21 protein-coding genes are annotated in these 23,915 nt (G+C 39.4%); 5 read left to right on the plus strand and 16 right to left on the minus strand.

All coding sequences use genetic code 11. The annotated features are described in order from the left end of the window. Positions 1-26: 26 nt before the first annotated feature. Positions 27-2,420 carry a glycoside hydrolase family 31 protein gene (locus ACX9YW_RS08590; RefSeq protein ID WP_460344855.1) on the minus strand — a complete coding sequence of 798 codons (2,394 nt, stop codon included), beginning with the start codon at positions 2,418-2,420 and terminating at the stop codon, positions 27-29. Between the two features lie 188 nt (positions 2,421-2,608). On the opposite strand from ACX9YW_RS08590, the gene ACX9YW_RS08595 reads away from it, so the two are divergent. Next, entirely contained in the window at positions 2,609-3,304 is a 696-nt protein-coding gene (locus tag ACX9YW_RS08595; protein WP_460344858.1) for a DUF1287 domain-containing protein, read from the plus strand. Positions 3,305-3,374: 70 nt separating this feature from the next. Next, entirely contained in the window at positions 3,375-3,590 is a 216-nt protein-coding gene (locus tag ACX9YW_RS08600) for a DUF1540 domain-containing protein (protein WP_460344861.1), read from the plus strand. Positions 3,591-3,658: 68 nt separating this feature from the next. Here ACX9YW_RS08600 and ACX9YW_RS08605 read toward each other — a convergent pair whose 3' ends face one another. Beyond that, the gene (locus tag ACX9YW_RS08605; RefSeq protein ID WP_460344864.1) at positions 3,659-5,251 is read right to left on the minus strand and encodes an aspartate:alanine exchanger family transporter; all 1,593 of its coding nucleotides are present in this window, start codon (positions 5,249-5,251) and stop codon (positions 3,659-3,661) included. 263 nt (positions 5,252-5,514) lie between these two features. Between ACX9YW_RS08605 and ACX9YW_RS08610 the strand changes: the two genes are divergently transcribed. After that, positions 5,515-6,282 (plus strand): cell wall hydrolase, encoded by a 768-nt coding sequence (locus ACX9YW_RS08610; RefSeq protein ID WP_460344867.1) that lies wholly within the window; start codon positions 5,515-5,517, stop codon positions 6,280-6,282. 84 nt (positions 6,283-6,366) lie between these two features. Continuing rightward, the gene (locus ACX9YW_RS08615; RefSeq protein WP_460344870.1) at positions 6,367-6,585 is read left to right on the plus strand and encodes a methionine aminopeptidase; all 219 of its coding nucleotides are present in this window, start codon (positions 6,367-6,369) and stop codon (positions 6,583-6,585) included. Positions 6,586-6,870: 285 nt separating this feature from the next. On the opposite strand, the gene ACX9YW_RS08620 is transcribed toward ACX9YW_RS08615, so the two are convergent. The 8 genes from ACX9YW_RS08620 to ACX9YW_RS08655 form a co-directional block, all read right to left on the minus strand. Continuing rightward, positions 6,871-7,275, minus strand: a complete 405-nt coding sequence (locus ACX9YW_RS08620; protein WP_460344873.1) for a hotdog fold thioesterase — start codon at positions 7,273-7,275, stop codon at positions 6,871-6,873. Positions 7,276-7,356: 81 nt separating this feature from the next. Further along, positions 7,357-8,532, minus strand: coding sequence for an ABC transporter substrate-binding protein (locus ACX9YW_RS08625; protein ID WP_460344876.1), 1,176 nt, complete (start codon positions 8,530-8,532; stop codon positions 7,357-7,359). 31 nt (positions 8,533-8,563) lie between these two features. Further along, a complete protein-coding gene (locus ACX9YW_RS08630) occupies positions 8,564-9,295 on the minus strand; it encodes an ABC transporter ATP-binding protein (RefSeq protein WP_460344879.1) in 732 nt (243 codons plus the stop codon). Continuing rightward, a complete protein-coding gene (locus ACX9YW_RS08635; protein ID WP_460344882.1) occupies positions 9,292-10,080 on the minus strand; it encodes an ABC transporter ATP-binding protein in 789 nt (262 codons plus the stop codon). Before ACX9YW_RS08635 ends, ACX9YW_RS08630 begins: the two co-directional genes overlap by 4 nt. Next, positions 10,073-11,113 (minus strand): branched-chain amino acid ABC transporter permease, encoded by a 1,041-nt coding sequence (locus ACX9YW_RS08640; protein WP_460344885.1) that lies wholly within the window; start codon positions 11,111-11,113, stop codon positions 10,073-10,075. Before ACX9YW_RS08640 ends, ACX9YW_RS08635 begins: the two co-directional genes overlap by 8 nt. Next, positions 11,114-11,992, minus strand: coding sequence for a branched-chain amino acid ABC transporter permease (locus tag ACX9YW_RS08645; RefSeq protein WP_460344888.1), 879 nt, complete (start codon positions 11,990-11,992; stop codon positions 11,114-11,116). Between the two features lie 65 nt (positions 11,993-12,057). Further along, complete coding sequence (locus ACX9YW_RS08650; RefSeq protein ID WP_460345229.1) at positions 12,058-13,383, minus strand: phenylacetate--CoA ligase family protein; 1,326 nt, start codon at positions 13,381-13,383, stop codon at positions 12,058-12,060. Between the two features lie 284 nt (positions 13,384-13,667). After that, on the minus strand, positions 13,668-14,204 hold the full coding sequence (locus ACX9YW_RS08655) for a GNAT family N-acetyltransferase (protein WP_460345232.1): 537 nt from the start codon (positions 14,202-14,204) through the stop codon (positions 13,668-13,670). Positions 14,205-14,471: 267 nt separating this feature from the next. Between ACX9YW_RS08655 and ACX9YW_RS08660 the strand changes: the two genes are divergently transcribed. Then, complete coding sequence (locus tag ACX9YW_RS08660; RefSeq protein ID WP_460345235.1) at positions 14,472-16,079, plus strand: ribonuclease J; 1,608 nt, start codon at positions 14,472-14,474, stop codon at positions 16,077-16,079. A 107-nt stretch (positions 16,080-16,186) separates the two neighbouring features. Here the strand turns inward: ACX9YW_RS08660 and htpG are convergent, their stop codons facing one another. The 6 genes from htpG to ACX9YW_RS08690 all read right to left on the minus strand — a co-directional run bounded on the left by htpG (position 16,187) and on the right by ACX9YW_RS08690 (position 23,377). After that, positions 16,187-18,067 (minus strand): molecular chaperone HtpG, encoded by a 1,881-nt coding sequence (gene htpG / locus ACX9YW_RS08665; RefSeq protein WP_460344891.1) that lies wholly within the window; start codon positions 18,065-18,067, stop codon positions 16,187-16,189. Between the two features lie 211 nt (positions 18,068-18,278). Then, positions 18,279-18,986, minus strand: a complete 708-nt coding sequence (locus ACX9YW_RS08670; protein WP_460344894.1) for an ABC transporter ATP-binding protein — start codon at positions 18,984-18,986, stop codon at positions 18,279-18,281. Between the two features lie 14 nt (positions 18,987-19,000). Next, complete coding sequence (locus ACX9YW_RS08675) at positions 19,001-19,780, minus strand: ABC transporter ATP-binding protein (RefSeq protein WP_460344897.1); 780 nt, start codon at positions 19,778-19,780, stop codon at positions 19,001-19,003. Beyond that, positions 19,761-21,098: a branched-chain amino acid ABC transporter permease gene (locus ACX9YW_RS08680; protein WP_460345238.1), complete on the minus strand. Its 1,338-nt coding sequence runs from the start codon at positions 21,096-21,098 to the stop codon at positions 19,761-19,763. Before ACX9YW_RS08680 ends, ACX9YW_RS08675 begins: the two co-directional genes overlap by 20 nt. A gap of 18 nt (positions 21,099-21,116) precedes the next feature. Then, positions 21,117-22,103, minus strand: coding sequence for a branched-chain amino acid ABC transporter permease (locus tag ACX9YW_RS08685; protein ID WP_460344900.1), 987 nt, complete (start codon positions 22,101-22,103; stop codon positions 21,117-21,119). A 65-nt stretch (positions 22,104-22,168) separates the two neighbouring features. Next, on the minus strand, positions 22,169-23,377 hold the full coding sequence (locus ACX9YW_RS08690; protein ID WP_460344903.1) for a branched-chain amino acid ABC transporter substrate-binding protein: 1,209 nt from the start codon (positions 23,375-23,377) through the stop codon (positions 22,169-22,171). Positions 23,378-23,915 lie beyond the last annotated feature (538 nt).

The following is a 23,915-nucleotide window of genomic DNA, read 5'->3' on the forward strand; positions in this document are numbered from 1 at the left end:
TTTGGGACAAAAAAAGACGAAATCGGTTAGATTCCGTCTTTTTTCAACATTACATCGTGATCGATTGTCATTTTTAAGACAGAGTCTACTTGCTTCCATTCGCTCACTTCTAACCCATTCACTTTCATTTCCATCCCAGTTTCCAATCCATGAATGATGAAAGTAGCTTTTTTCCAATCGGGTTTATATTCATCATGCTCCACCTTTATGGAAATATCGAGGTTCTTACCATCATGATTCATCGCAAATTGACATGTATAATAGGCACCATTTTGATAGGCAAACGTTTTTCCATCGTCTTCATAGTAGGTGAACATAGAGTGACTATTCTTAACTGGATACAGATGGACGATTAACTCGGTTTCCTTTATTTCAGTCGATTGTTTTACTGTCCCATGGGGAATAATCGCACCACTTTTCACAAAAATCGGCAGCACTTCAAGGTCAGCTTGAACCAAATGATGTTTTCCACCATCAAGTCTTTCATCTGTCCAGTAGTTAACCCATTTCCCAGCAGGTAGATAGACCACTCGATGGTTCGTATCAGGTGTTAAAATTGGCGCCACAATCACATCATTCCCAATCATAAACTGGTCATAGAGATTAAACGTATTTCTATCTGCAGGAAATTCCAGCACTAATGGCCGCATAACCGGGACACCGTTCACACTTGCTTCTTTAAAGAGAGTATATAAATATGGAAGCCAAACATAGCGTTGTTCGATATACTTTTTGATGATTTTTTCATATTCCTCACCGAACGACCACGGCTCTTGGCGAATCGATTCCAGAACACTGTGATTTCGGAAAAACGGGGTAAACATGCCTACTTGTGTCCAGCGAGTTAATAACTGACCAGTTGTATCATGAGCGAAACCGCCGACATCCGGTCCGCAAAAAGGTACACCTGACATGCCTAGATTCATACACATGGGCAACGACATTTGCAAGTGCTCCCAAAAGCTGCGATTATCCCCAGTCCAAACCGCACTGTAACGCTGGACACCAGCAAAACCGGCTCGGGTTAATAAAAATGGCCGCTTGCCGTTTAGTTGTGCCTTCATTCCTGTATAGGTCGATTCCCCCATTAGCAGCCCGTAAACATTATGTAGTTCACGATGTGTTTTTGGGTCCCCATCATTTTCATGCATGACCTCCAAATCCATCGTTTTCGATTCGTTAAAAACAGCCGGTTCATTCATATCATTCCAAATACCTTCAATACCTAGGTCCGTATAGAATTGATGATTTTCGCCCCACCATTTGCGAACATCACTGTTTGAAAAATCAGGGAATACACTCTTACCTGGCCAAACGTCGCCAAAATAAAGATTCCCTTCAAGATATTTACAGAATCGATTCCTATTTATTCCTTCCCGATAAATATCATATTCTGGATCTGATTTTACACCTGGGTCGACAATTGGTACGACATGAATTCCTGTTTCTTTTAAATCGTTAATCAGTCCTGCGGGATTCGGAAACTTTTCCCGATTGAATGTAAAGACACGATAGCCATCCATATAATGGATATCTAAATAAATCGCATCAAGCGGGATTTCTTTTTTCAAAAAAAGATTGGCAAGTTCGCGTACCTCCTGCTCGGATTCATAGCTGTAGCGAGATTGATGGTACCCAAGGGCCCACTTCGGTGGCAACGGCATTCTTCCCATCAGGTCAGTATACTGTTCGATAACCTGTTTGGGTGTTGGTCCAGCAAAGACATAATAATCAAGCTGTCCACCATCCCCTGCAAATGAATAGCTTTCATTTGAAGATTTCATATCAAACACCGTTTTGTTGGTGTTATCAAAATAAATTCCATGGGCTACACCATTTCTTAGTGTCATAAAAAAGGGAATTGATTGATAAAGTGCGTCAATTTCCGGATTATGCGGGGCATATACATCGGTATTCCACATCGTTAGTTTTTCACCGCGTTTGTCCAAAAAGCCGGTTTTTTCGCCAAAACCATAAAAGTGGTCATTTTTATCCAGTTCTTTGTAGCAAATGACTTCTTTTTTAGTGTTAAACCCCATTCCAATTCCAGTATCTTTGACGAGTAGCTTACCGTCATGATCGAAAATGGAAATGGTTAACGGTGCTTTTGTTATTTTCAGTAGAAGACCCCCACTATGAAACGCCAATTCATCATCCTTCTCCAATAAATGAATATGGACATCTTCCGGTTGCTTTATGACAGCAACACTTGATTTCAAAGAAGGATTCTCTTTCGGATTCATGATAATTCGAACGATATCCTCACGATAAAATTGGATTTTCATAAAAGCAGCTTCACACTGCATATAGAGGATGTTTTTTTCTAAATGGAAAGTAACAAGCGATCCAACACCTTGAAAATTCGTCCTATTATCATTAACTATATTGCCTGGATGAATCGCAAAACTCGTATCCTGCACTGTGCCAAACCTCCTTAATGACAAGCATTCCCCTAAATTATACAAAAGAAATACTGAAAAATAAAAAAGGAATCTCCATATCTTTATTACCTTACCACCCTGTAAAACTAAAATGAACTGAAACCATTCAACCTATTGAACCGTCTAAATGATGAAGAGTTTATTTTAAGTGACGGACGAGGTGTGTAATGATGCTGAAAAGGCTAATGTACATCATCATCTTATCGATTAGTACGATTATAATTGTGCTGTATTTTTATCGAGATGGGATGATTCTTCATACTTTGGGGTTGGATTTTGATCACCCTTTCACTAAAAGAATTTCCGTGCCAGCAACGTATTCCATTGCGGATCAAAACCAAAACGGCATCCCTGATCCTTTAGATATCGTTCAAACGGCTCGAAAAGAAGTAGAGCAACGTACGAAGTATGAAAGTAATTATTATGATGGTGGTTTTCCTCCTGAAGATGAGGGCGTTTGTACGGATGTCATCTGGCGAGGGCTTTTAGGAGCAGACATTCCACTTAAAGATTTAATGGATGCTGATATTAAGAAACATACGGAGCTATACCCAAGGGTAGACGGTAAACCCGACCCTAACATTGATTTTCGACGTGTTCCGAATCAGCATGTCTTTTTCCAACGACATGCAGAGACGTTAACAACTGAGCTTATTCCCGGTAATGTTGAAAACTTAAAAAACTGGCAGCCTGGTGATATTGTTGTTTTTTTAGATGGATATCACCATACAGGAATTGTATCGGATAAGCGAGCTAAAGATGGTACTCCTTATCTCATTCATAATAATCCTCCATTTGCTGCGGAAGTGAAGTTAACTTCGTTTAAAACGCCAATCGCAGCGCATTACCGTTGGAAATATTAGGTGCGGACTAAAAAATGTTTTTTAGCGAAAACTATAAGCCTAGAGGAAATTTTTTTAGGGAGGTAAATTCATGCCTAAAGTAGAGGTTTCATGTGCCATTTCAAACTGCTCCTTTTATGGTGAAGGAAATGTCTGTACTGCGAAAAAAATCATGGTTGAAATCGATCAGCATGCTAGATATGATACCGAAATGTCTGGAGAATTAGGTGAAAAAAATCATGTCGATGAAGCAACGACTTCTGCACAAACATGCTGTAAAACCTTTAAACCTAAAAAATCTTCCTAAATAAGATGCCCCTTTTCTGTTAAGGGGCATCTCCTTAGTAAACGACATTAAAAATCCACGGTAAATGGCTAAAGGAAAAATATTAAAAGTTGGGCAGTAATAGAGACGAAAATGAGCGCAAACGGATAAGCTGCTGCATAGGCGATAGCCGGTTCATCTGAATCAATCAGTTGGTTGACTGACCCTAGACCCGGTGTACTGGTCATTCCCCCACAAAGTACTCCCAACGAATGAACAATGCTAAGTTTGAAGCATTTTCTAGCTATTAAATATCCGCTAATAATTGGAATAAGCGTGATAATCGAACCCCCAAAGACAAGGCCAAGTCCTTCCTTTTGAACAACTTCGATAATTCCGCTACCTGCTGTTGTGCCAGCCCCTGCCAAAAATAATACTAGCCCGATATCGCTAACAACGCGAGTCGATGGTTGATAATAGCGCGCTTGAATAGGTCCAAGTTTTCCAAAATGCCCGATGATTAAAGCAACAAATAATGGTCCACCAGCTACCCCCAAATGTATGGTCCCTAGTCCAGGAAGTGGGATTGGTATCATACCAACTAGTATCCCAATTAATAAGATAATACTCAAGGAGAGAATATGTACATTGGTTACTGATAAATTTTTTCTATTAAATAATTTTTCTACTTCATTTAGACGGTCTTCACTACTAACAATCGTTAGAATATCACCGCGTTCTAATCGCCATTTTGGATTTTGGCTATACTCAAACCCCCCGCGCTCAATTCGAGTCACAGTAACTCCATATGCTGTCCGTAAGCCCAACTCCGTCAAATTTTTACCAATTACATTCTCGGAATCAACAGTCATTTTGCGTAATTTGATATGATCTGAATTTCGAAAATCAATGTCCACCCTTTTTCCAATATCCTTACATAATTCTTCTAAATCCTTTTTTATACCTACAACAACTAATAAATCTCCTAATAAAATAACCGTATCATTCAATGCAATGATGGTCCGATCGCCGCGAATTACCCTGCTAATCACAATGTCATGATAGTTTTTTAATGGTAATTCCTCTAAAGTCTTTTTATTAAAGGAAGGAATCGTCACCTCTATTGTCATCATTTCCGGTGACTCTTCATTTCTTCTCACCCTTTTGGAAAGCTCGATATCTTTCTTGAGATCAGCCTTAATGAATCTAGGGATTAATTGAACAAACAGCACGACCGCTATGACTCCAAAAGGATAGACAATCCCGTAACCTACTGAGACAATCGGATCGTTAGTAGCATGGATGGCAGATGCTAATCCGGGCGTACTCGTCAACGCCCCTGTCATTAGACCAATACTTAATGCAGGACTAAAATCGAAAAGTTTTGCGACGACTATGGTGACAAGGGCAGCTACTAAAACAATTAATAGTCCAATGATGCCAAAAACGATCCCGTTTGTACGCATCATTCGAAAAAATCGCGGCCCTGCCTGCAACCCTACCGCGACAATAAATAATGCTAGACCAAGTTGTTGAATCGCATTCGACACTTGATAGCCAAAATGGCCAAAAACCATTGCCACAAGTAATACTCCCGATGATCCTAAACTCAAACCCTTAACACTAAGAGCTCCAAACACAGAACCCAGGGTCAAAATAACAAATAATAAAAACAACTGATTATCCAACAAAGAACCTAACACGTTTCAATCTTTCCCCCCAAAAAACAAGATATTTATCCCTATTGTAATCCCAAAACCCCAAAACATATGTAGCCAAAATGTGAAAACCACTTTAACACTTTAAAGCATGTGGGACAGTCCCGCTATGCTTTAAAGCGTTAAAGGATTTTTTTGTGGACATGCTTGTAATGAAATTGTAATACTATTCTATTTATTTTGTTCATAGTCATAGAGTAATAAGAAGGACATGCTTTAGACTTTTATTTTTTAGGAGGAACTAAACAATGAGATTACTAATAGCAACTCTTACCATTTTAATAGGCTCTTTATTATTTGCGGTGAATATTACATATGCATATACCGTTAAACAAGGCGATACGATGATTGGTATTGCGGAAGAACATAATTTATCATTAGGAGAACTAGCAGATTTAAATCCTCAGATTGATGATCTTAATGTAATTTTTGCTGGTGATAAGCTGCAAACAAAACTGCCGGAAAAAACGGTTGAAATTACATTTCCTGAGCGAACTACTAAGGAAGGTTATGAAATTTATATCGGGAAAATAGTGGATACAGTAGAACCGCAAACAGCTATTAATTTGATGATGAAACCAATAGATGAGATGAAAAAACAAAAAGAAACGAACACCGAGAAACCGAAACTTGAAAAAGCAAAAGTGAAACACAAACTTACGGAAAATGAAATAGACTTACTTGCTAGATTAGTTAGAGCTGAAGCCCAAGTTGAACCGTTTCACGGAAAAGTTGCAGTGGCCTGTGTTGTACTAAATCGCCTTGAAAGCTCCCATTTTCCAGATTCAATAAGAGAAGTTATTTATGAACCGGGACAATTCCAACCTGTTAGGAACGGTGAAATCAATAAACCTGCCGATGAGGAATCTATAGCTGCTGTTAAAGCGGCATTAACAGAACAGCGCCATGCGGCAAAAAAATCTTTATTCTTCTATAATCCGAAAATTGCTACGAGTCGATGGCTAGATACACGATCAACCACTCTCGTCATTGGACAGCATGTATTCAAAAAATAGGACAAGCTAAAAACTTTTCGTCAAGTCATGTATATTCCTCTTCCATTTCTCACAAAATAAGGAAAAATGGAAGAGGTGTTGATTGTGGGCCTACTAAGTGCCTTTAATGATTGGAGAAATACGAGATACGAAAACCATCTTTCCGAAATGCGGGAAGCTAATAAATGCCCCGATTGCTATGGGAGGGGGTTTCTCGTCTACCCTGCCAGTGAAATTTCATATTTGCCACAATCATTCGATTGTCCAGGCTGTAATGGCAGTGGCCATTTTAACGATTGGGAAAACCCAGCTGAACTGGGCTAAAATAATTTCCACCCAAAGACCTATTTTATAGGTCTTTTTCTTTTGAAAAAAATTGAAAATATTTCTTCCGTATGTATAAAAAATTCATTAATAATAATCTTTATGTTATTTCATAAGTGAAATCTTTTTCACATGCATCGCTAAAACGCACGCTGGGACTCTCACCAATCGTGTTTTCTTGGCTTAGACAAATCAAAACAAAAAACCACTTTAGCGCTTTAAAGTATGTGGGGACTGTCCCCGCATGCTTTAAAGCGCTAAAGTGGTTGTGTGTATATACCCTTTTTATCCGAAGTGTTCTTTTTTGCGGTAGACCATTCCGTCGGCTATGGCTAGTATGTCGCCTTGTTGGTTTGTGACAGTTAGGCGGTAGAGTCCAAGTTTGGGATTTCGTGAGACTTCTTCTGCTATGGCTGTTAATGAGTCTTCAAGTAAGCCGGCCTTCATATAATTGATGTTGACGTTAATCCCGACGGCTGTTTGCCCATAAGAATTACTCGCAATGGCAAAAGCTACATCCGCTAACGAAAAAATGACTCCCCCATTAACTGCCCCATGAAAGTTCAACATATGCTCCTTTACTTGTAAGGAAACAACTGCCTTACCTTCTGCCACCTCTACTATTTCAATCCCCAAAAATTTCGCATACGGATCAGCGGTCACTTTCTCTAAAATCGCTTCCTTCAACATACCCCACTCCTTTTCTAGAATAAAGGGCTGACCCGATAATCATCCGTCAGCCCTTCAAACTATTAAATTTCTCTTACCTTACTACTTCTTTAATACCCACTTACCATCTTTTACTTCTGCCATTACCATACTATCAGCGGATAAACCATTATGATCTTTAGAACTAAAGTTGAAGATACCTGTTGCCCCAACATAATCCTTGACCTTATTTTCTAAGTAATCACGGATGGATTCACGGTCGGTTGCCCCTGACTTTAACGCCTCAACAATTAACATAATATTATCATACCCGTATGAACCGAAGTTCGTTGGCTCTGAACCGTATTTAGCGCTATAGCTATCATAGAACTTTTTAATAACTTCATATTGCGGATCATCGCTAGGGATTTGCGTTGGGAATAAGAGCTTACCCGTTGGAATGACAACGCCTTCAGCCGCATCACCTGCTAAGTCAAGGAATGATTGGTTAGCAATACCGTGGCTGCCGATATATGGGATGGTCATACCAAGCTCCTTCATATTCTTCGCCGCGATGGCCGGTCCAGGATTGGTTCCCCAAACGATAACTGCTTTTGCACCTGAGCTATTTATCTTCGTCAATTGTGTTTTCATATCCGCATCTTCCGTGTTATAGGATTCTTTTGCAACAATTTTAATCCCGTAATCGCCTTTTAAGGCCTCTAATTGCTCGACTCCACTTGCACCATACGCATTAGAATCGGCTAAAATCGCTATATCAGTCAGTCCGGAATCCTTTAGATACATATAAACCCGCTCAACAGCATGTGCATCAGAGTGTGGAGTCTTGAACACCCAAGTAGATTCTTCAACTGGAGAAATAATTCCAACAGCTGCCCCAGCAGAGATTAGGGGCACCTCATTATCCATGGCAATCCCCTTCATCGCCAAACTAGGACCACTAGTCGTTGTACCTAACATCGCAATGACCTTTTCATCGTTAATCATCCGGTTCATTTCTTCGGTTGCCTTTTCCGGTGTCGACTCGTCATCTGCTAAAATAATGTCAATTGGAACTCCATTAATCCCACCATCATCGTTAATTTGTTTTTCTAAAAGCTCAGTCGCATTCCATTCTGGTTCTCCAAGTGGACTACCAGGACCCGTTTTCGAATAAATCGCGCCAATCTTATAAACTTCTTGCTTCTTTTCCTTCCCACCGGACTCCTCACTGCTACAGGCCGTCATCCCGACCGTTAACGCCACCGCCATCATCCCTGTAAAAAGCTTTTTCACCATTTTTTCCCCCTCAAAATTTTTGTCATTCGGATTACACCACAGAATGTCCTAAGAAAGCTTCTTTGATTTCAGGATCGTTCAATAACTTCCTAGCTTCACCCTCTTTCACGATACTCCCGTGAGACATCACATAACCTCTGTCAGCAATTTTTAATGAAGCGCTTACATTCTGCTCAATTAAGAGAACAGTAACAGCAAATTCATCCCGTAATTGTTTAACATAATTTAATACTTCTTTTACAATCAGCGGTGCTAACCCAAGAGATGGCTCGTCTAGTAAAAGCAATTCCGGTTTTGCCATAATCGCTCTAGCGATGGCTAACATCTGTTGTTGACCGCCTGAAAGGGTTCCCCCCAATTGATTCTGACGTTCTTTCAAAATCGGGAATAACTTGAAAACCTTCTCAATATCACTCTCAACCTCTTTTTTTCCTGTCTGTTTAAAATGATGGAAGGCACCAAGATACAAATTATCCAACACACTTAATGTACTAAATACCTGACGATGCTCCGGTACTAGAATCAAACGTTTTTGAACCACTTTTTCCGTATCCAATGCGGTAATATTTTCATTTTTAAATAAAATTTGTCCATTTGCCGGCTTCAACAATCCGGCAATATTATTAAGCATTGTCGTTTTCCCAGCACCATTAGCACCTAAAAGGGCGACAATTTCTCCCTTATCAACATGAAAACTAATCTGATCTAGCGCCTGAATCGGACCATAGCTAAACGAAACATTTTTTACCTCTAAGGTTTTCACAGGTCTACAATTACCTCCTCATCTTCACTGGCACCCAAGTAAGCTTCAATGACACGTTGATTATTTTGGACTTCCTTTGGGGTCCCTTCAGCAATTTTTTCCCCTTGATCTAAAACGATGATTTTATCACAAATCCTCATCACCAGATCCATATCGTGTTCCACGATAAAAATCGTCATGCCGGTTTCTTTTAACGAAACAATCAAATTTCCCATTTCAAGTGTCTCTTGATGATTAAGCCCTGCGGCAATTTCATCAAGTAAAAGTAGTTTTGGGTTGGTCGCCAGCGCCCTTGCCAATTCTAGTAAGCGCAGTTTTCCGAGCGGCAGGTTTCCCGCTTCCACCTCACAAATGTCTTCCAGTCCAACTAACTGTAAAACATCCCATGCTTTTTGATAAATAAACGCTTCTTCTCTTTGTGAATTTGGTAGTTTTAGAGCCGCTGCCAATATCCCGGACTTCGTTCGTGTATGTAACCCAACCATCACGTTTTCCATCACAGTCATTTTTTTAAACACTTGCAAATTTTGAAAGGTTCTTGAGATCCCGATCTTGGCAATTTTATAAGTCGGTAAGGTATCAATTCGGCCATTTTCAAACCAAATTTCTCCTTCGGTTGGAGAAAATACAGCCGATACCATGTTAAATAAGGTACTTTTTCCAGCACCGTTCGGTCCTATTAAACCGGTAATCTTCCCTTGGTCAATCGCAAAAGAAACTTCACGGTTAGCCACAACCCCACCAAATCGTTTTGTTACCTTTTTTACCTCCAACAGACTAGACATTTTGCTTTTCCCCCCTTACCGCACCTAACCCTTCGCTTGATTGAACCATATTTCGCTTTGACTGGAATTTTTTCAACCAAGAAGTAAGTGCTGGAAAAAGTCCTTGCGGTAGAAAAATCACGACTAACATCATGATCAATCCGTAAAGAACTTGTTCAAAATCACTGGTGATAAAGGAAACGTGCTGCCCTAACGCATGTACTACAATATTAATGACCGTAATTAACAAGGCTCCAAACACGGCTCCCCAAATGCTCGTTGCACCACCCAACACGACCATTGTTAAAAATAATATCGAACCATTTAGTCCAAAAGAGCTAGGAGCAATACTATAAGACATATGTGCAAAGAGCCAACCCGCTAACCCAGCGAAACTCGAGCTAATGATAAATACCTGCATTTTGTATCGGCCGGTGTCCACTCCCATAGAACTTGCGGCTATTTCACTATCATGAATCGATCGCAATGCTCGGCCAATTCGCGAATGGATGATATTAAGTGCTATTAATATGACAAGGACGGCAAAAGCCCAAACTAAATAATAGTAGGAGAGTCCTTGTCTAAAAGTAAAACCAAACAATTCAATTTTTGGAATTCCATAAAATCCAGAAGCGCCTTTTGTAACGGTTTTCCATTCAATCATAAGAACATGAATAACAATACCAAACGCCAATGTCGCCATCGCTAAATAATAGCCGTGAAGTCTAGCCATCGTATGACCTAATATATAGGCAATTAAGGCTGGTACTGCTAATGAAATCAATAAGGTTAACCATGGATTCCAGTTATAGGTTGATGAGAGGACGGCTGTCGAATAAGCCCCCACTCCATAAAAGGCGGCCTGACCGAGAGAGATTTGACCAGCGAATCCCATTAATAAACCAAGCCCAACGGCGATAATCGTATATATTCCTGCAAATGTTGCTTTTGTTAAATAGAACGAGCTAGAAAGAATAAAGGGTAGGGCTACAATGAAAACAGAAAATGCGATTACACCTATCCAACTAAACGGACTCACACCTTTACGAACCATTTACAGCCCTCCCTTACCTACATTTTTCTCACCCAATAAGCCAAAAGGTCTGATCAGTAAGATGATGAGGACAACCCCGAAGGCAATCGCATCCTTCATTCCCGAACTGATGTAGCCAGCTCCTAATGACTCAATCAATCCTAATAGTAAGCCCCCGACCACAGCACCTGGCGCACTACCTAAACCACCCAAGATGCTTGCCGAAAATCCTTTAATCCCAAGCATCATTCCCATATCATAGGATGGAAACAGAATTGGTGCGATGACAAGTCCAGCTAGTGCCCCAAGACCTGCACTAAGTGTAAAAGAAAACGAAGCCATTTTTTTCGGACTTATCGCCATTAATCGAGCAGCAACCGGATTGACCGAACAAGCACGAAATGCTTTTCCAAGCATTGTTTTTTCAATTAAGACATAAAGAATCAATACGACAATGATCATAAACACCATTACCCATATGCTTTGTGGGGTAATAGTGGCACCGAAAATTCGGACAGGTTCATCTCCTGTAAATGAATCAACCTTGACAGAATTTTTACCCCAAATGATTCCAGCCATCCCTTCGATAAATATTGCCGTCCCAATCGTTAAAATAATTAAACTTAGTGGATTTGCTCCTCTAGCCCGACGAATCACGATTAATTCTAATAGCCAGCCAACAATCATGACGATGATAATCGTTAAGAAAAAGGCAAGCATATATGGAAGGCCAAACTTTAATAAAGAAAACATAACCATTCCACCGAGCATGACAAATTCACCTTGTGCTAGATTAATAACCTTTGTGACACTATAAATGGTTACGAATCCCAATGCCACGATCGCATAAATGCTACCGATGGTGAGGCCAGATATTATAAATTGGATTGAATCGTTCATTTCATCACCTATTTCGCTTGAGGTGTTATTGTATTACTATAAAATAACGATAACCCCCATAGTTGTTATACTTCTGTCGTTTCACTAATATGATTGACAATCCGTACGGCCTTCCCTTCCGATCTTGGAATTGAATCTGGCTGTAGGATATTGACTTCGACGGTTACTAAACAATTGCTTTTAATTAGGTATTCAATTTCTCGTTTCAGTTGGTTTATTTTTTCATGATGCATATCAGCATGAACTTCGTTATACACGTCTTCGGTTACTTCGACCTGCAATTCAATCTGCAACATGTTTGCCTTTTTAAATAAATGAAGCTGATAATGTGGCTCGATTTCTTTTACTGTTAATAGATAATGCTCGATTTCTGAGGGAAACACATTGACACCACGAATGATTAACATGTCATCAATACGTCCCTTTACCCGAGACATCCGAATTGTGGTTCGGCCACACTTACATTTCTGTCTTGTCATCGAAGCGATATCACCAGATCGGTAACGAATGATTGGAAATGCCTCTTTTGTTAAACTGGTAAAAACAAGTTCGCCATCTTCCCCATCAGGTACTGGTAATTGAGTTTTCGGATCAAGGACTTCAACAAGAAAATGATCTTCTGCCAAATGCAAGCCTTCTTGTGCTTCATGACATTCCATAGCCACACCTGGACCCATAACCTCACTTAGGCCATAAATATCGCATGCCTTTATGGCAAATTTCTCTTCAATCGTACGACGCATTTCTTCCGACCAAGGCTCTGCGCCTAATACACCGAATTTCAAAGAAGTTTCTCGCGGATTTTTCCCAAGTTTCTCCATTCGTTCGGCAATATTTAATAGATAGGAAGGAGTACAACAAATGACAGTTGGTTTAAAATCTTCAATTAAAGTAATTTGTCGATCTGTATTTCCACCTGAGATGGGCACTGTGGCCATGCCAAGCGCTTCCCCGCCATAGTGAAGGCCAAGTCCTCCTGTAAATAGACCATATCCATAAGCATTATGTAGAATCTCACCAGGGTTCCCACCGGCAATCGCAATCGCACGGGCCACTATTTGGGCCCAATGATGAATATCGTTTTTTGTATATCCAACAACCGTCGGCTTCCCACTAGTACCTGATGAAGCATGGATACGGGCTACCTCATCCTGATTGACGGCGAACAAACCAAAAGGATAATGGTCCCTTAGATCCTTTTTCACCGTAAAAGGAAGCTTGATCATATCACGAATAGAGTGGATGTCTTCAGGCTTTACCCCTAGCTCATCAAACTTCTGTCGATAAAATGGGACCTTCTCATAAACCCTTTTGACCGTTTCCTTCAAACGTTTCAATTGAAGCACTTCTATTTCCTCTCTGGAAGCGATTTCAATGTCGTGGACAATCATTGTCATAAATCCCCCTTGTTTATCTTTCATACGTATGACACTTTTTCACCGAGATGCGGTTTTTTCGTTCTGCTATTTAACACTAAATTTAACTTGTATATAGTGTAATGTCAATAATATTTAGAAAATTATTTATATTCGTAATTATTAATATAGTATTTTTAGAGTTGCGAAATAAATACTATCAATATTCTTTGAATGTTATTCCACTCTACTTATTTTTAGAAAATAATATTAGTAAAATAAAAAAATGGCTTGAAGTATGTCTTCAAGCCATTCTAATGCTACTTATAGAAATTTTCCTTTAGTATTCCGTAGTAGCATAAATCCTTAAACTCACCGTCTCTAGCGACGTGCTGCTTTAATGTTCCTTCATAGCTTAGGCCGATTTTTTCCATGACTCTCCAAGACCCCGGATTATCGGTGAAAGCTGCTGCAAATACTTTATTTAATTCAAGTTTTTCAAAACAGTAAGTAAGCAGAGCCTTCGCTGCCTCTGTTCCATATCCTTTTCCCCAAAACGGTTTTCCTACCCAGTAAGCTAACTCTCCCCGTTTGTATTGAGATTGAATACTTACATTCATAATACCGAGAAACTGCTCTGTTTCCTTTTCTATCATCGCGTAAATCAAGATTCTTCCTGTTTTCTCTGACTCTAATACACTTTTAATAAAATCTTCTGCCGCTCCTTTAGGATAAGGATGCGGAATCGTTAAGGTTGTTTTGGCCACTTCATACTCACTGGCTAAACTTTCAATCATATCTGCATCGTCTAAATGAAGTGGTCGAAGAATTAATCTTTCTGTTTCTATCATCATGATCTCTCCCTGTCGTTCTATTATTTTTATCTCTATTAACAATTTTTAACTATTATTGCACCTTGTTTTAAATAATTCAATTCATTTTCAAGGAAAATATTTATATCATGACGTTAGGAAAAATTTCGTTCAATCTATTTTTCATATAAATTTTTTAAAATGGTGAGAATAAGAATACTCATTTTATGTGTGGAGGGGATTAATTTGGAAAGAAATGCTGGCCTATTATCTATATTTTCTTTAGGCGGAATTAATGAAATTGGTAAAAATATGTATGTCATCCAAAATGAAGATGATCTATTTGTCATTGACAGTGGGGGAAAGTTTCCGGATGAAAGCCTTTTAGGAATCGACTTGATTATTCCCGATATCACGTATTTGGAGGAAAACAAGGAAAAAATTCGAGCTTTAATCGTTACCCATGGCCATGAGGACCATATCGGTGGAATTTCCTATTTTATCAAGAAGATTAATGTTCCTATTTATGCGACAGCCTTTACGTTGGGGTTAATCGAATTAAAATTAGAAGAGCATCGACTGATGGCAGATGCAAAACTTATCACTGTTCACTCAGACTCTGTACTTGATTTTGGTGCGACGAAGGTCTCTTTTTTTAAAACAAGCCATAGTATCCCTGATTGCTTAGGGATTGTTTTTCATACCCCACAGGGAGTTGTGGTTCACACGGGGGATTTTAAGTTTGACTTAACCCCGGCTAATGATCAATATGCGGAAATTCATAAAATGGCTGAAATCGGAAAAAATGGAGTGTTAGCGCTTCTTTCTGAGAGCACCAACGCTGAACGCCCGGGGTTAACACCATCAGAACGAAAAGTTGGGGATCATATTTTGGAGGCCTTTATTAAGGCTGAAGGGAAGATATTTCTATCCACTTTTGCTTCCAATGTAAATCGTGTTCAGCAAGTCGTAGATGCCTCTCTCAAAACGAATCGCAAGCTAGCTTTACTTGGGCGTAGTATGGTTAATGTAGTGGATGTAGCGATGGAACGCGGGTATTTGCAAATTCCGGAGGGGATGTTAATCGACACCCTTGAAATTGATCGACTCCCTCCCGAAAAGGTAACTGTTCTTTGTACAGGTAGTCAAGGGGAACCGATGGCAGCCCTTGCACGTCTTTCCAGTGGAAATTATCGAGATGTTTCGATCTACCCCGGTGATACAGTGATTTTGGCTGCCTCCCCTATTCCAGGGAATGAAAAAGATGTTGCTCGGATCATCGATAACCTTTTCCAATTAGGAGCTAAAGTTATCTATGGTTCAGGTGGCGCAACAGGGATGCATGTGTCTGGGCACGGGTATCAAGAGGATTTGAAACTGATGCTCACATTAATGAATCCTACCTATTTCATCCCTATTCATGGAGAATATCGAATGCTACATCATCATCGACTACTAGCTGAGGCCGTTGGTGTGGATAAAGGGAATACCTTTATTTTGCGGAATGGCGATGTTGTTGATTTTGAAAATTCAGTTGCTCGCCAAACGAGGTCCGTACCAGCAGGTGACACTTATGTAGATGGTATAGGTGTTGGGGACGTAGGTGATATCATCTTACGTGATCGAAGACAGTTATCTGAGGATGGCATGTTAGTGATTGTCCTTACCTTAAGTAAGACAGAAAGAAAAATCATCCAAGGACCAGATACAGTTACCCGTGGATTTGTGTTTGTTAAAGAATCAGAAGATCTTATTAGAGAAGTCAATCGTTTAGTGAAAAAGACAGTGAACAATCTGCAGTCAGAGAATGTCCGCCAATGGAATATCATCAAACAATCTATAAAAAAAGAAATCGGAGGCTACCTCTACAATCAAACCAAACGCAAACCAATGATCCTACCCATCATCATCGAAATCTAAACCACCACACCACTTTAACGCGTTAAAGTACATGGGGACTGTCCCCACACCCTTTAACGCGTTAAAGTGCTGAGGGACTGTCCCCCCAGCGCTTTAAAGTGTTAATGTTATTTCATGATTTTGCAGATGTTGTTAGTAAATTCGACTGGGTCTTGTAGTGGTAGACCTTCAATGAGTAAAGCTTGGTTGTATAATAAATTTGTGTATAGACCTAATTTATCTTTGTCGGTTTCGAATGCTGCTTGTAATGATTTGAATACTTCATGATTCGGATTAATTTCTAAGATTTTTTCCGCCTTTACATTTTGGTTGTCAGGCATCATGCTTAGAACTTTTTCCATCTCGATGGTTAGTTCACCGTCAGAGGATAAGCAAACCGGATGTGATTTTAAACGTTTTGAAACCTTGACATCCTTTACTTTTCCGGTAAGTAGAGATTTCATTTCTGTAAACAGTTCCTTATGCTCGTTTTCGACTGATTCGGATTTTTCTTGATTTTCATCAACCTCGATTCCAAGGTCACCGCTTGATACTGATTTAAATTCCTTCTCTTTATAGTTCATTAACATTCTTATCGCAAATTCATCGATATCGTCAGTGAAATATAGGATTTCGAAGCCTTTGTCTGATACAAGCTCAGCTTGTGGCAGCTTATCAATTCGCTCATAAGATTCACCGGAAGCGTAGTAAATGTACTTTTGATCCTCTGGCATTCTTGACACATATTCATCTAAAGTGACCACTTTCTTTTCTTTAGAAGAATAGAACATTAGTAAATCTTGAAGTTCTTCCTTGTTCATACCGAAATCGCTATAAACACCATATTTTAATTGTCTGCCAAATGATTGGAAGAACTCTTCATATTTCTCGCGTTCATTTTTTAACAAACTTAGAAGTTCACTCTTTATCTTTTTGTTAATGTTTTTGGCAATTAACTTTAGTTGGCGGTCATGCTGCAGGATTTCACGAGAAATGTTTAAGGACAGATCCTCGGAGTCGACCATCCCTTTTACAAAACTGAAATAGTCAGGAAGTAAGTCAGCACATTTATTCATAATTAACACGCCGTTGGAATATAGTTCTAAGCCCTTTTCAAATTCCTTGGAGTAATAATCGAACGGAATTTTCTCAGGAATATAAAGAATGGCATTATAACGGATTGTTCCATCTACACTGATATGAATGTGCTTTAGTGGCTTATCAAAACCGTAATGTTTTTCTTCATAGAATTTCTGATAATCTTCTGTTGTCAATTCGCTTTTATTTTTGCGCCAAATTGGTACCATGCTGTTGATGGTTTTTTCTTCTTCGTAATCTTCCCATTCATCTTCGCTGCCTTCTTTTAATCTTCTTCCTGTAACATCCATTTTGATTGGGTAACGAATGAAATCGGAGTATTTTTTAATGATTGACTTTAATCCATACTCCTCTAAAAATTCATCGTATTTCTCATCTTCTGTGTTTTCCTTAATTTTTAAGATGATTTCTGTACCAACCGAATCCTTAGAAACAGGTTCTATCGTATATCCATCAGCTCCTGAAGACTCCCACTTATAAGCCTCGTCACTGCCAAGTGCTTTACTAATTACCGTTACGACATCAGCCACCATAAAGGCAGCGTAGAAACCAACCCCAAATTGACCAATGATATCATGGCCGTCCTTCAGTTCGGTTTCATTTTTGAATGCTAAAGAGCCACTCTTGGCAATCGTTCCAAGATTTGTTTCAAGCTCTTCCTTCGTCATACCAATACCAGTGTCAATTATCTTTAATTGGCGATTTTCTTTATCAGCCACAATCTTAATATAGTAGCTGTCTTTATCAAACGTCAGATTTTCATCGGTTAATGCTTTGTAATAAATTTTGTCAATTGCATCACTTGCATTGGAAATTAACTCACGTAAAAACACTTCACGCTTGGAATAAATCGAGTTAATCATCATTTCTAACAAACGTTTGGACTCGGCTTTAAACTCAGTCTTCACCATTAAGAACCTCTCCTTAACTAAAAATATATATCGTTATATTAGCACTCATCTTAATAGAGTGCTAATAAACCCAATACATTTTTAATATCATAACTAACAAATCCCTGTCAACCCAAAAAACACTTTAACACTTTAAAGCATGTGGGGACAGTCCCCACATGCTTTAAAGTGTTAAAGTGAAAAGGTCAGGCACAATATGCGCCTGACTGGTTTATGCGAGGTATGCTTCTCGAATTTGTTCATCGTGTAGGAGAATGGAGCTTGGTCCGCTCATCGTGATTTCTCCTGTTTGGATGACGTAGCCACGGCTAGCAATTTGTAACGCCTGATAGGCATTTTGCTCTACCAAGAGAATCGTCATCCCAGATTCATTTAATTCTTTAATAATCGAAAAAATCTGTTCAACGATAATAGGTGCAAGACCCATCGATGGCTCATCGAGCATGAGGACGTTGGGTCCGCTCATTAGTGCTCGCCCCATCGCCAACATTTGCTGCTCCCCACCACTCATCGTACCGCCGCGTTGATGCAGACGTTCTTTGATTCGAGGAAAATAGTGAAACACCTTTTCCATTCTTTCAGTTATTAGTTTTTTATCCTTGACCGTAAAGGCACCCATTTCAAGATTTTCCTTAACCGTCAATCTCGGGAAAATTCTCCGTCCTTCAGGAACTTGTGCTACCCCTGAGGCTGCCGTTTCATGTGGTAACGCACTTGTAATATCTTTTCCATTTAAATAGATATTTCCTTGTTTCGGTTTTACTTGAGCACTAATTGTCTTAAGTGTCGTCGATTTACCGGCTCCATTACTTCCGATGAGGGTCACAATTTCTCCCTTATCCACATATAAATTAATTCCCTTTAACGCCTGAATTCCTCCATAATAGGCATGAATGTCTTTCAGTTCTAAAATATGCACCGCTTATCCCCTCCTTACGAAACTGTCGAAGCAGCACCACTACCTAAGTACGCTTCAATCACTTTTGGATTATGACGAATATCTTCCGGAGTACCTTCAGCGATTTTCTCACCATGATCCAAGACGATGATATGCTCCGATATTTCCATCACTAGTTTCATATCATGCTCGATTAAGATAATCGTAAGATTTAATTCTTCTCTCATTTTAAAAATGAGATCAGTAAGTTCTTTTGTTTCACGAGGATTCATACCTGCTGCCGGTTCGTCTAATAATAAAATCCTTGGCTTAGTGGCAAGTGCCCTAGCAATCTCTAATCGCCGTTGAGCCCCATAAGAGAGGTTCTGGGCTTGTTCGTTAAGAAATTCAGCGAGACCTACGTATTCCAATAACCGATAGGCCTCTTCTTGAGCAGCCCTTTCTACTTTTTTACTAGATGGCAAATTAAGAATAATTCCAAGAAGACCAACCTTTAATTGGTTATGCAACCCGACCATAACATTTTCTAATACTGAAATATTCCCGAATAAGCGAATGTTTTGGAAGGTTCGGGCAATTCCTTTTCGTGAGATCGCATGCGGTTTTAAACCAACGATCGAATTATTATCTAATAGAATGGAACCCTCCGTTGGTTTATACACACCTGTTACCATATTAAAAAAAGTCGTTTTACCTGCACCATTAGGTCCTATCACAGCCGTTATTGATCCCTTATCAACATCAAATGTAATATCCTGGTTCGCGACAAGTCCGTCAAACCGTTTTGTTAAGTTTTTAACTGTCAAGATTGACATAACCCGCACTCTCCTTCTGAAGGCCAACGTTTTGAATTTCAGGTTCATTTGGCGTTTGTCCTGCCTTCAACTTCTCTGCATCGAAGGTAGGATTCTTCGCCGGTATCAGACCCTGTGGTCGATAAAGGGCAAATAAAATTAATATACCCCCGAAAATCAAGCGTTGCATTTTGGAAGGTGATAACGCATCAGGAATTTGAACGACGCCATTCAAGCTTAGCTGATTTAACCAGTTGGTCAGCTCTGTCAAAACCTGCATATTCAAAATCGTCATTATCGCTGCTCCTAAAATAACCCCAGGAACAGAACCCATTCCACCTAATATAACCATTACCAATATCGTTATGGATTCTAACAAGGTAAAGCTTGTAGGATCAACAAAGGTCTGCTTCGCGGCGAAAACAACACCCATCATTCCTGAAAATGATGCACCAACAGCAAAAGCCATTAACTTTGTCCGTACAAGATGAATTCCCATCGATTGCGCAGCAATTTCATTTTCACGTACAGCCTTCCAAGAGCGGCCAATTTTTGAATACTCTAAACGCTTCACCACAAAAATAACTAAAATTAATATGAATAACGAAATATAATAAAACTGGCTAGGGAACGTGAAGGTAAATCCAAACAGTTTAGGCGGAGTGATGGAAGAAATCCCCATCGCACCATTCGTAATGTTAACAGGTCTGTCCAAATTATTAAAAACAATACGAATAATTTCACCGAACCCTAACGTTACGATGGCTAAATAGTCACCCTTTACTCGTAATACCGGTATTCCCAAAAGAATCCCAAAAATAGCTGCGACAAATCCTCCTAATAAAATAAATATCCAGAAACTTTCGCCGCCTAGTGGAAATGTCCCGAAACTTAGGAATTTCCCAGCCTGTGCCGTTGCGAAAATACTATAGGTGTAAGCACCAACTGCAAAAAATGCGACAAATCCTAAATCGAGTAGACCAGCTAAACCAACGACTATATTAAGCCCTAATGCCATAGCGACATAAATCCCGACTAAGGTACCTACTTCCATATAGGATTGATAAGCAACCCCTTGACTAGCTGATACCGGTAGTAATACGACTAAAACTAAACCTGCCACACCCCATTTCAGCTTCATTCCCAGTTTAGTGAAATGCAGTAATAATAAAGAGGCTAACAATAACAAGAAGGCAATGACCGACTTTTGGGAAAAATAAAGACTGAGTGTAGTGACAAGTATATAGGCAGCAATCAATGAACCCTGGGCTAATTTATTATTTTTGACTTTATCGAAATACTTTGTTAGTAATCTGTTTTTACTCCATAAATTCCTCATGAATTTCATTATCGTCACCTACACTTTCTCCGTTACGGCTCTACCAAAGATGCCCTCAGGTTTAAAAAGTAACACAAGAATTAATATCGCAAAGGCAAACACGTCTTTATACTCTGCACCAAATACACCATTGGATAATATCGTTAAATTCGCAGAGGCAAACATTTCGAGAACACCTAATAACATTCCTCCAAACATCGCTCCCCTGATATTTCCAATTCCACCCAATACTGCTGCTGTAAAGGCTTTCAATCCTAAAATGAATCCAATATATGGATCAATTGTCCCGTATTGAATCGCAAATAAAACACCAGTTGCTCCCCCTAAAGAGGATCCAATGAAAAATACGAGACCAATGACCTTGTTAACATTGACCCCCATTAGAGCAGCAGTATCGCGATCCTGGGCTACTGCCCGCATCGCTGTACCCCATTTTGTTTTATTAATAAAAAAGTCAAGTGTAATCATCATCAGAACTGCCACGACAAAAACAATAAGAATGGATTGTTTAAATGAGGCATCATTAAAAACAGATAAAATCGAGGAGGCTTTGACTTCAACCCGATTAGTAAACATGCTTGGCCCAGTTAAAATATAGTTGCCGCGTTTTACCTCAGTAATGAAACGAACAAGATCCTGGAGTAAAAACGATACCCCAATCGCTGTAATCAAGGTAATTAATTTTGGTGCTTTTCGTAGGGGGCGATAAGCTACTCTTTCGATTCCCATCCCAATAAAACCGGTTAAAAGTGAAGTAATCACAAGCACAAGAATTAGGGCAAGTAATGCAGGCATAACGGCCATCCAACCCAAACCAGTAAAAGTAATTAAAATGGCTGTCCCGATAAAAGCACCTGTCATAAAAATTTCACCATGGGCGAAATTGATTAGCTCTAAAATACCGTAAACCATCGTATAACCTAGAGCAACAATTGCATAAATGGCACCAAGTGCTAATCCATCAATTAATACTTGCGGTAACGTGTGTAGTACTTCTGTCAGCATGAAGTGCACCTTCCTTACTTTTTAAAAAGAGGGTATGACTTTGCCATACCCTCTTTTTTGCTAAATTAATTTTTGCTGATAACTGAATTTTGTTTTGGAGGATAAGCCGCTTGATCAAATTCATAAATGAAAACTTGAGCGTTTTTGTTATCTCCTTTTTCATCAAATGAAACAGTCGTTACAACACCTTGGAAATCTGTCACTCCACGAACTGCATCTCTTACCTGCTCACGAGAAGGAAGCTTTCCATCATTACCATTGATTGCATCCTCGATTCCTTTCAGCACAACACCCATGGAATCGTAACCATATGCAGAATAGGATTCTACGTTTTTATTATATTTCTGTTTATATTTTGCAGCGAAGTCTTGACCTGCTTGAGTTGCCATTGTGTCCCCTGCAACAGAAGTGATGAATACGTTCTTCACCGCATCGCCGGCGATTTCAACTAATGTCGAGGAATCTAAACCGTCTCCGCCCATAAACGGAACATCAATCCCCTTCTCACGGCCTTGTTTAATGAGTAATCCACCCTCAGAATATAAGCCACCGAAGTACACTAAATCTGGTTTCTGTGCAACCACTTGGTTTAGTACACCGTTATAGTCTTTTTCACCAACTGTAATACCTTCAAAGCCGACAATTTCAGCGCCAAACCCTTCAGCCGCTGCCTTAAAGGCTTCAGCTAAACCAGTACCATAAGCTGTTTTGTCTTGAACAACAAAGATTTTCTTTGCTCCTAGTGTTTTGACGGCAAATTCAGCACCTGCAGGTCCTTGGAAGTCATCTCTTGCACAGATCCGGTTTACCGCTTTTAATCCGCGGTCCGTTACTTCTGTTGCTGTATTAGCCGGAGATACCATTGGGATACTATACTTTTCATAAGTAACAGAAGATGGTATCGCAACCCCTGAATTTAGATGTCCAACCACAGCCACTATTGCTTTATCAGCTCCTAGTAACTCTGCATTGGCAACACCCTTTTTCGGATCTCCTTGATCATCGTAAGGAACAAGTTGGAGATCAAAGCCTAAATCCTTAAATTTGTCCTTCTGCTCTTCCAAAGCTAGTTGGGCTCCAAGCTTAATAGCTTCACCTAGCGTCGCACTTCCTCCAGATAGTGGAGATTGCGTAGCAACTTTAATGACATTGCTTCCTCCTCCATCCTTTTTTCCATCAGTGGATGTCTTTTCTCCACCGCCGCTGCAGGCTGCCAGTAAACCTACTGCTAGAGTAGCAGTTGCAAAAAGAGATAAAACCTTTTTTCTTACCATCTTGACCCCACTCCTACCATTTTTTATATTTTCTTACTTTTTTGAATCTTAGCAATAATATAAATTCTTTCCGTTGTCTTGACAATACAATTTTTTAAAAATTTAGAAAATATTTTCATTGACAAATGGACCTAGGGTAATCGTAAAATCCTAACTGGACTTTGGATTACAGATTTCGTGATATCTTTTTTAACCAAAATCGAAATTAAGTTATCCCATTAAATCTTACAATGGTATAGATATCACCACATATTCTTGGGGGATGGCTTGAAAATCCTACTAAACTTGTCCTTCCCGTCCCTGTCTTTAAACCACTAATAGAAAGCTAATATTTTGAAAAAAGTTAACAACGCCAATCAAGAAATATGTATTTTTTCTAAACAAATCCTAATTCGATAAATGAAAAATTCTTCTTTACTGTTAGAGTTTTTCGCCTAAATTGGTGAATAATTATTAAAAGTATGGCAATTCCTTTTTGCAGAATACTTCGTAAACCTCAAGAAAAAACACCTTCAGTTCCAAAAACTGAAGGTGTTTT

The organism is Pseudoneobacillus rhizolycopersici (assembly GCF_054786815.1).

Coding starts and splice junctions, on each gene's coding strand:
- ACX9YW_RS08660 (WP_460345235.1), top strand. CDS start 14,472: ATGTATGTCATCCAAAATGAAGATGATCTATTTGTCATTGACAGTGGG.
- ACX9YW_RS08645 (WP_460344888.1), bottom strand. CDS start 11,992: ATGAACGATTCAATCCAATTTATAATATCTGGCCTCACCATCGGTAGC.
- ACX9YW_RS08595 (WP_460344858.1), top strand. CDS start 2,609: ATGATGCTGAAAAGGCTAATGTACATCATCATCTTATCGATTAGTACG.
- ACX9YW_RS08690 (WP_460344903.1), bottom strand. CDS start 23,377: ATGGTAAGAAAAAAGGTTTTATCTCTTTTTGCAACTGCTACTCTAGCA.
- ACX9YW_RS08680 (WP_460345238.1), bottom strand. CDS start 21,098: ATGAGGAATTTATGGAGTAAAAACAGATTACTAACAAAGTATTTCGAT.
- ACX9YW_RS08620 (WP_460344873.1), bottom strand. CDS start 7,275: ATGTTGAAGGAAGCGATTTTAGAGAAAGTGACCGCTGATCCGTATGCG.
- ACX9YW_RS08675 (WP_460344897.1), bottom strand. CDS start 19,780: ATGTCAATCTTGACAGTTAAAAACTTAACAAAACGGTTTGACGGACTT.
- ACX9YW_RS08640 (WP_460344885.1), bottom strand. CDS start 11,113: ATGGTTCGTAAAGGTGTGAGTCCGTTTAGTTGGATAGGTGTAATCGCA.
- ACX9YW_RS08610 (WP_460344867.1), top strand. CDS start 5,515: ATGAGATTACTAATAGCAACTCTTACCATTTTAATAGGCTCTTTATTA.
- ACX9YW_RS08625 (WP_460344876.1), bottom strand. CDS start 8,532: ATGGTGAAAAAGCTTTTTACAGGGATGATGGCGGTGGCGTTAACGGTC.
- ACX9YW_RS08600 (WP_460344861.1), top strand. CDS start 3,375: ATGCCTAAAGTAGAGGTTTCATGTGCCATTTCAAACTGCTCCTTTTAT.
- ACX9YW_RS08650 (WP_460345229.1), bottom strand. CDS start 13,383: ATGATTGTCCACGACATTGAAATCGCTTCCAGAGAGGAAATAGAAGTG.
- htpG (WP_460344891.1), bottom strand. CDS start 18,067: ATGGTGAAGACTGAGTTTAAAGCCGAGTCCAAACGTTTGTTAGAAATG.
- ACX9YW_RS08635 (WP_460344882.1), bottom strand. CDS start 10,080: ATGTCTAGTCTGTTGGAGGTAAAAAAGGTAACAAAACGATTTGGTGGG.
- ACX9YW_RS08685 (WP_460344900.1), bottom strand. CDS start 22,103: ATGCTGACAGAAGTACTACACACGTTACCGCAAGTATTAATTGATGGA.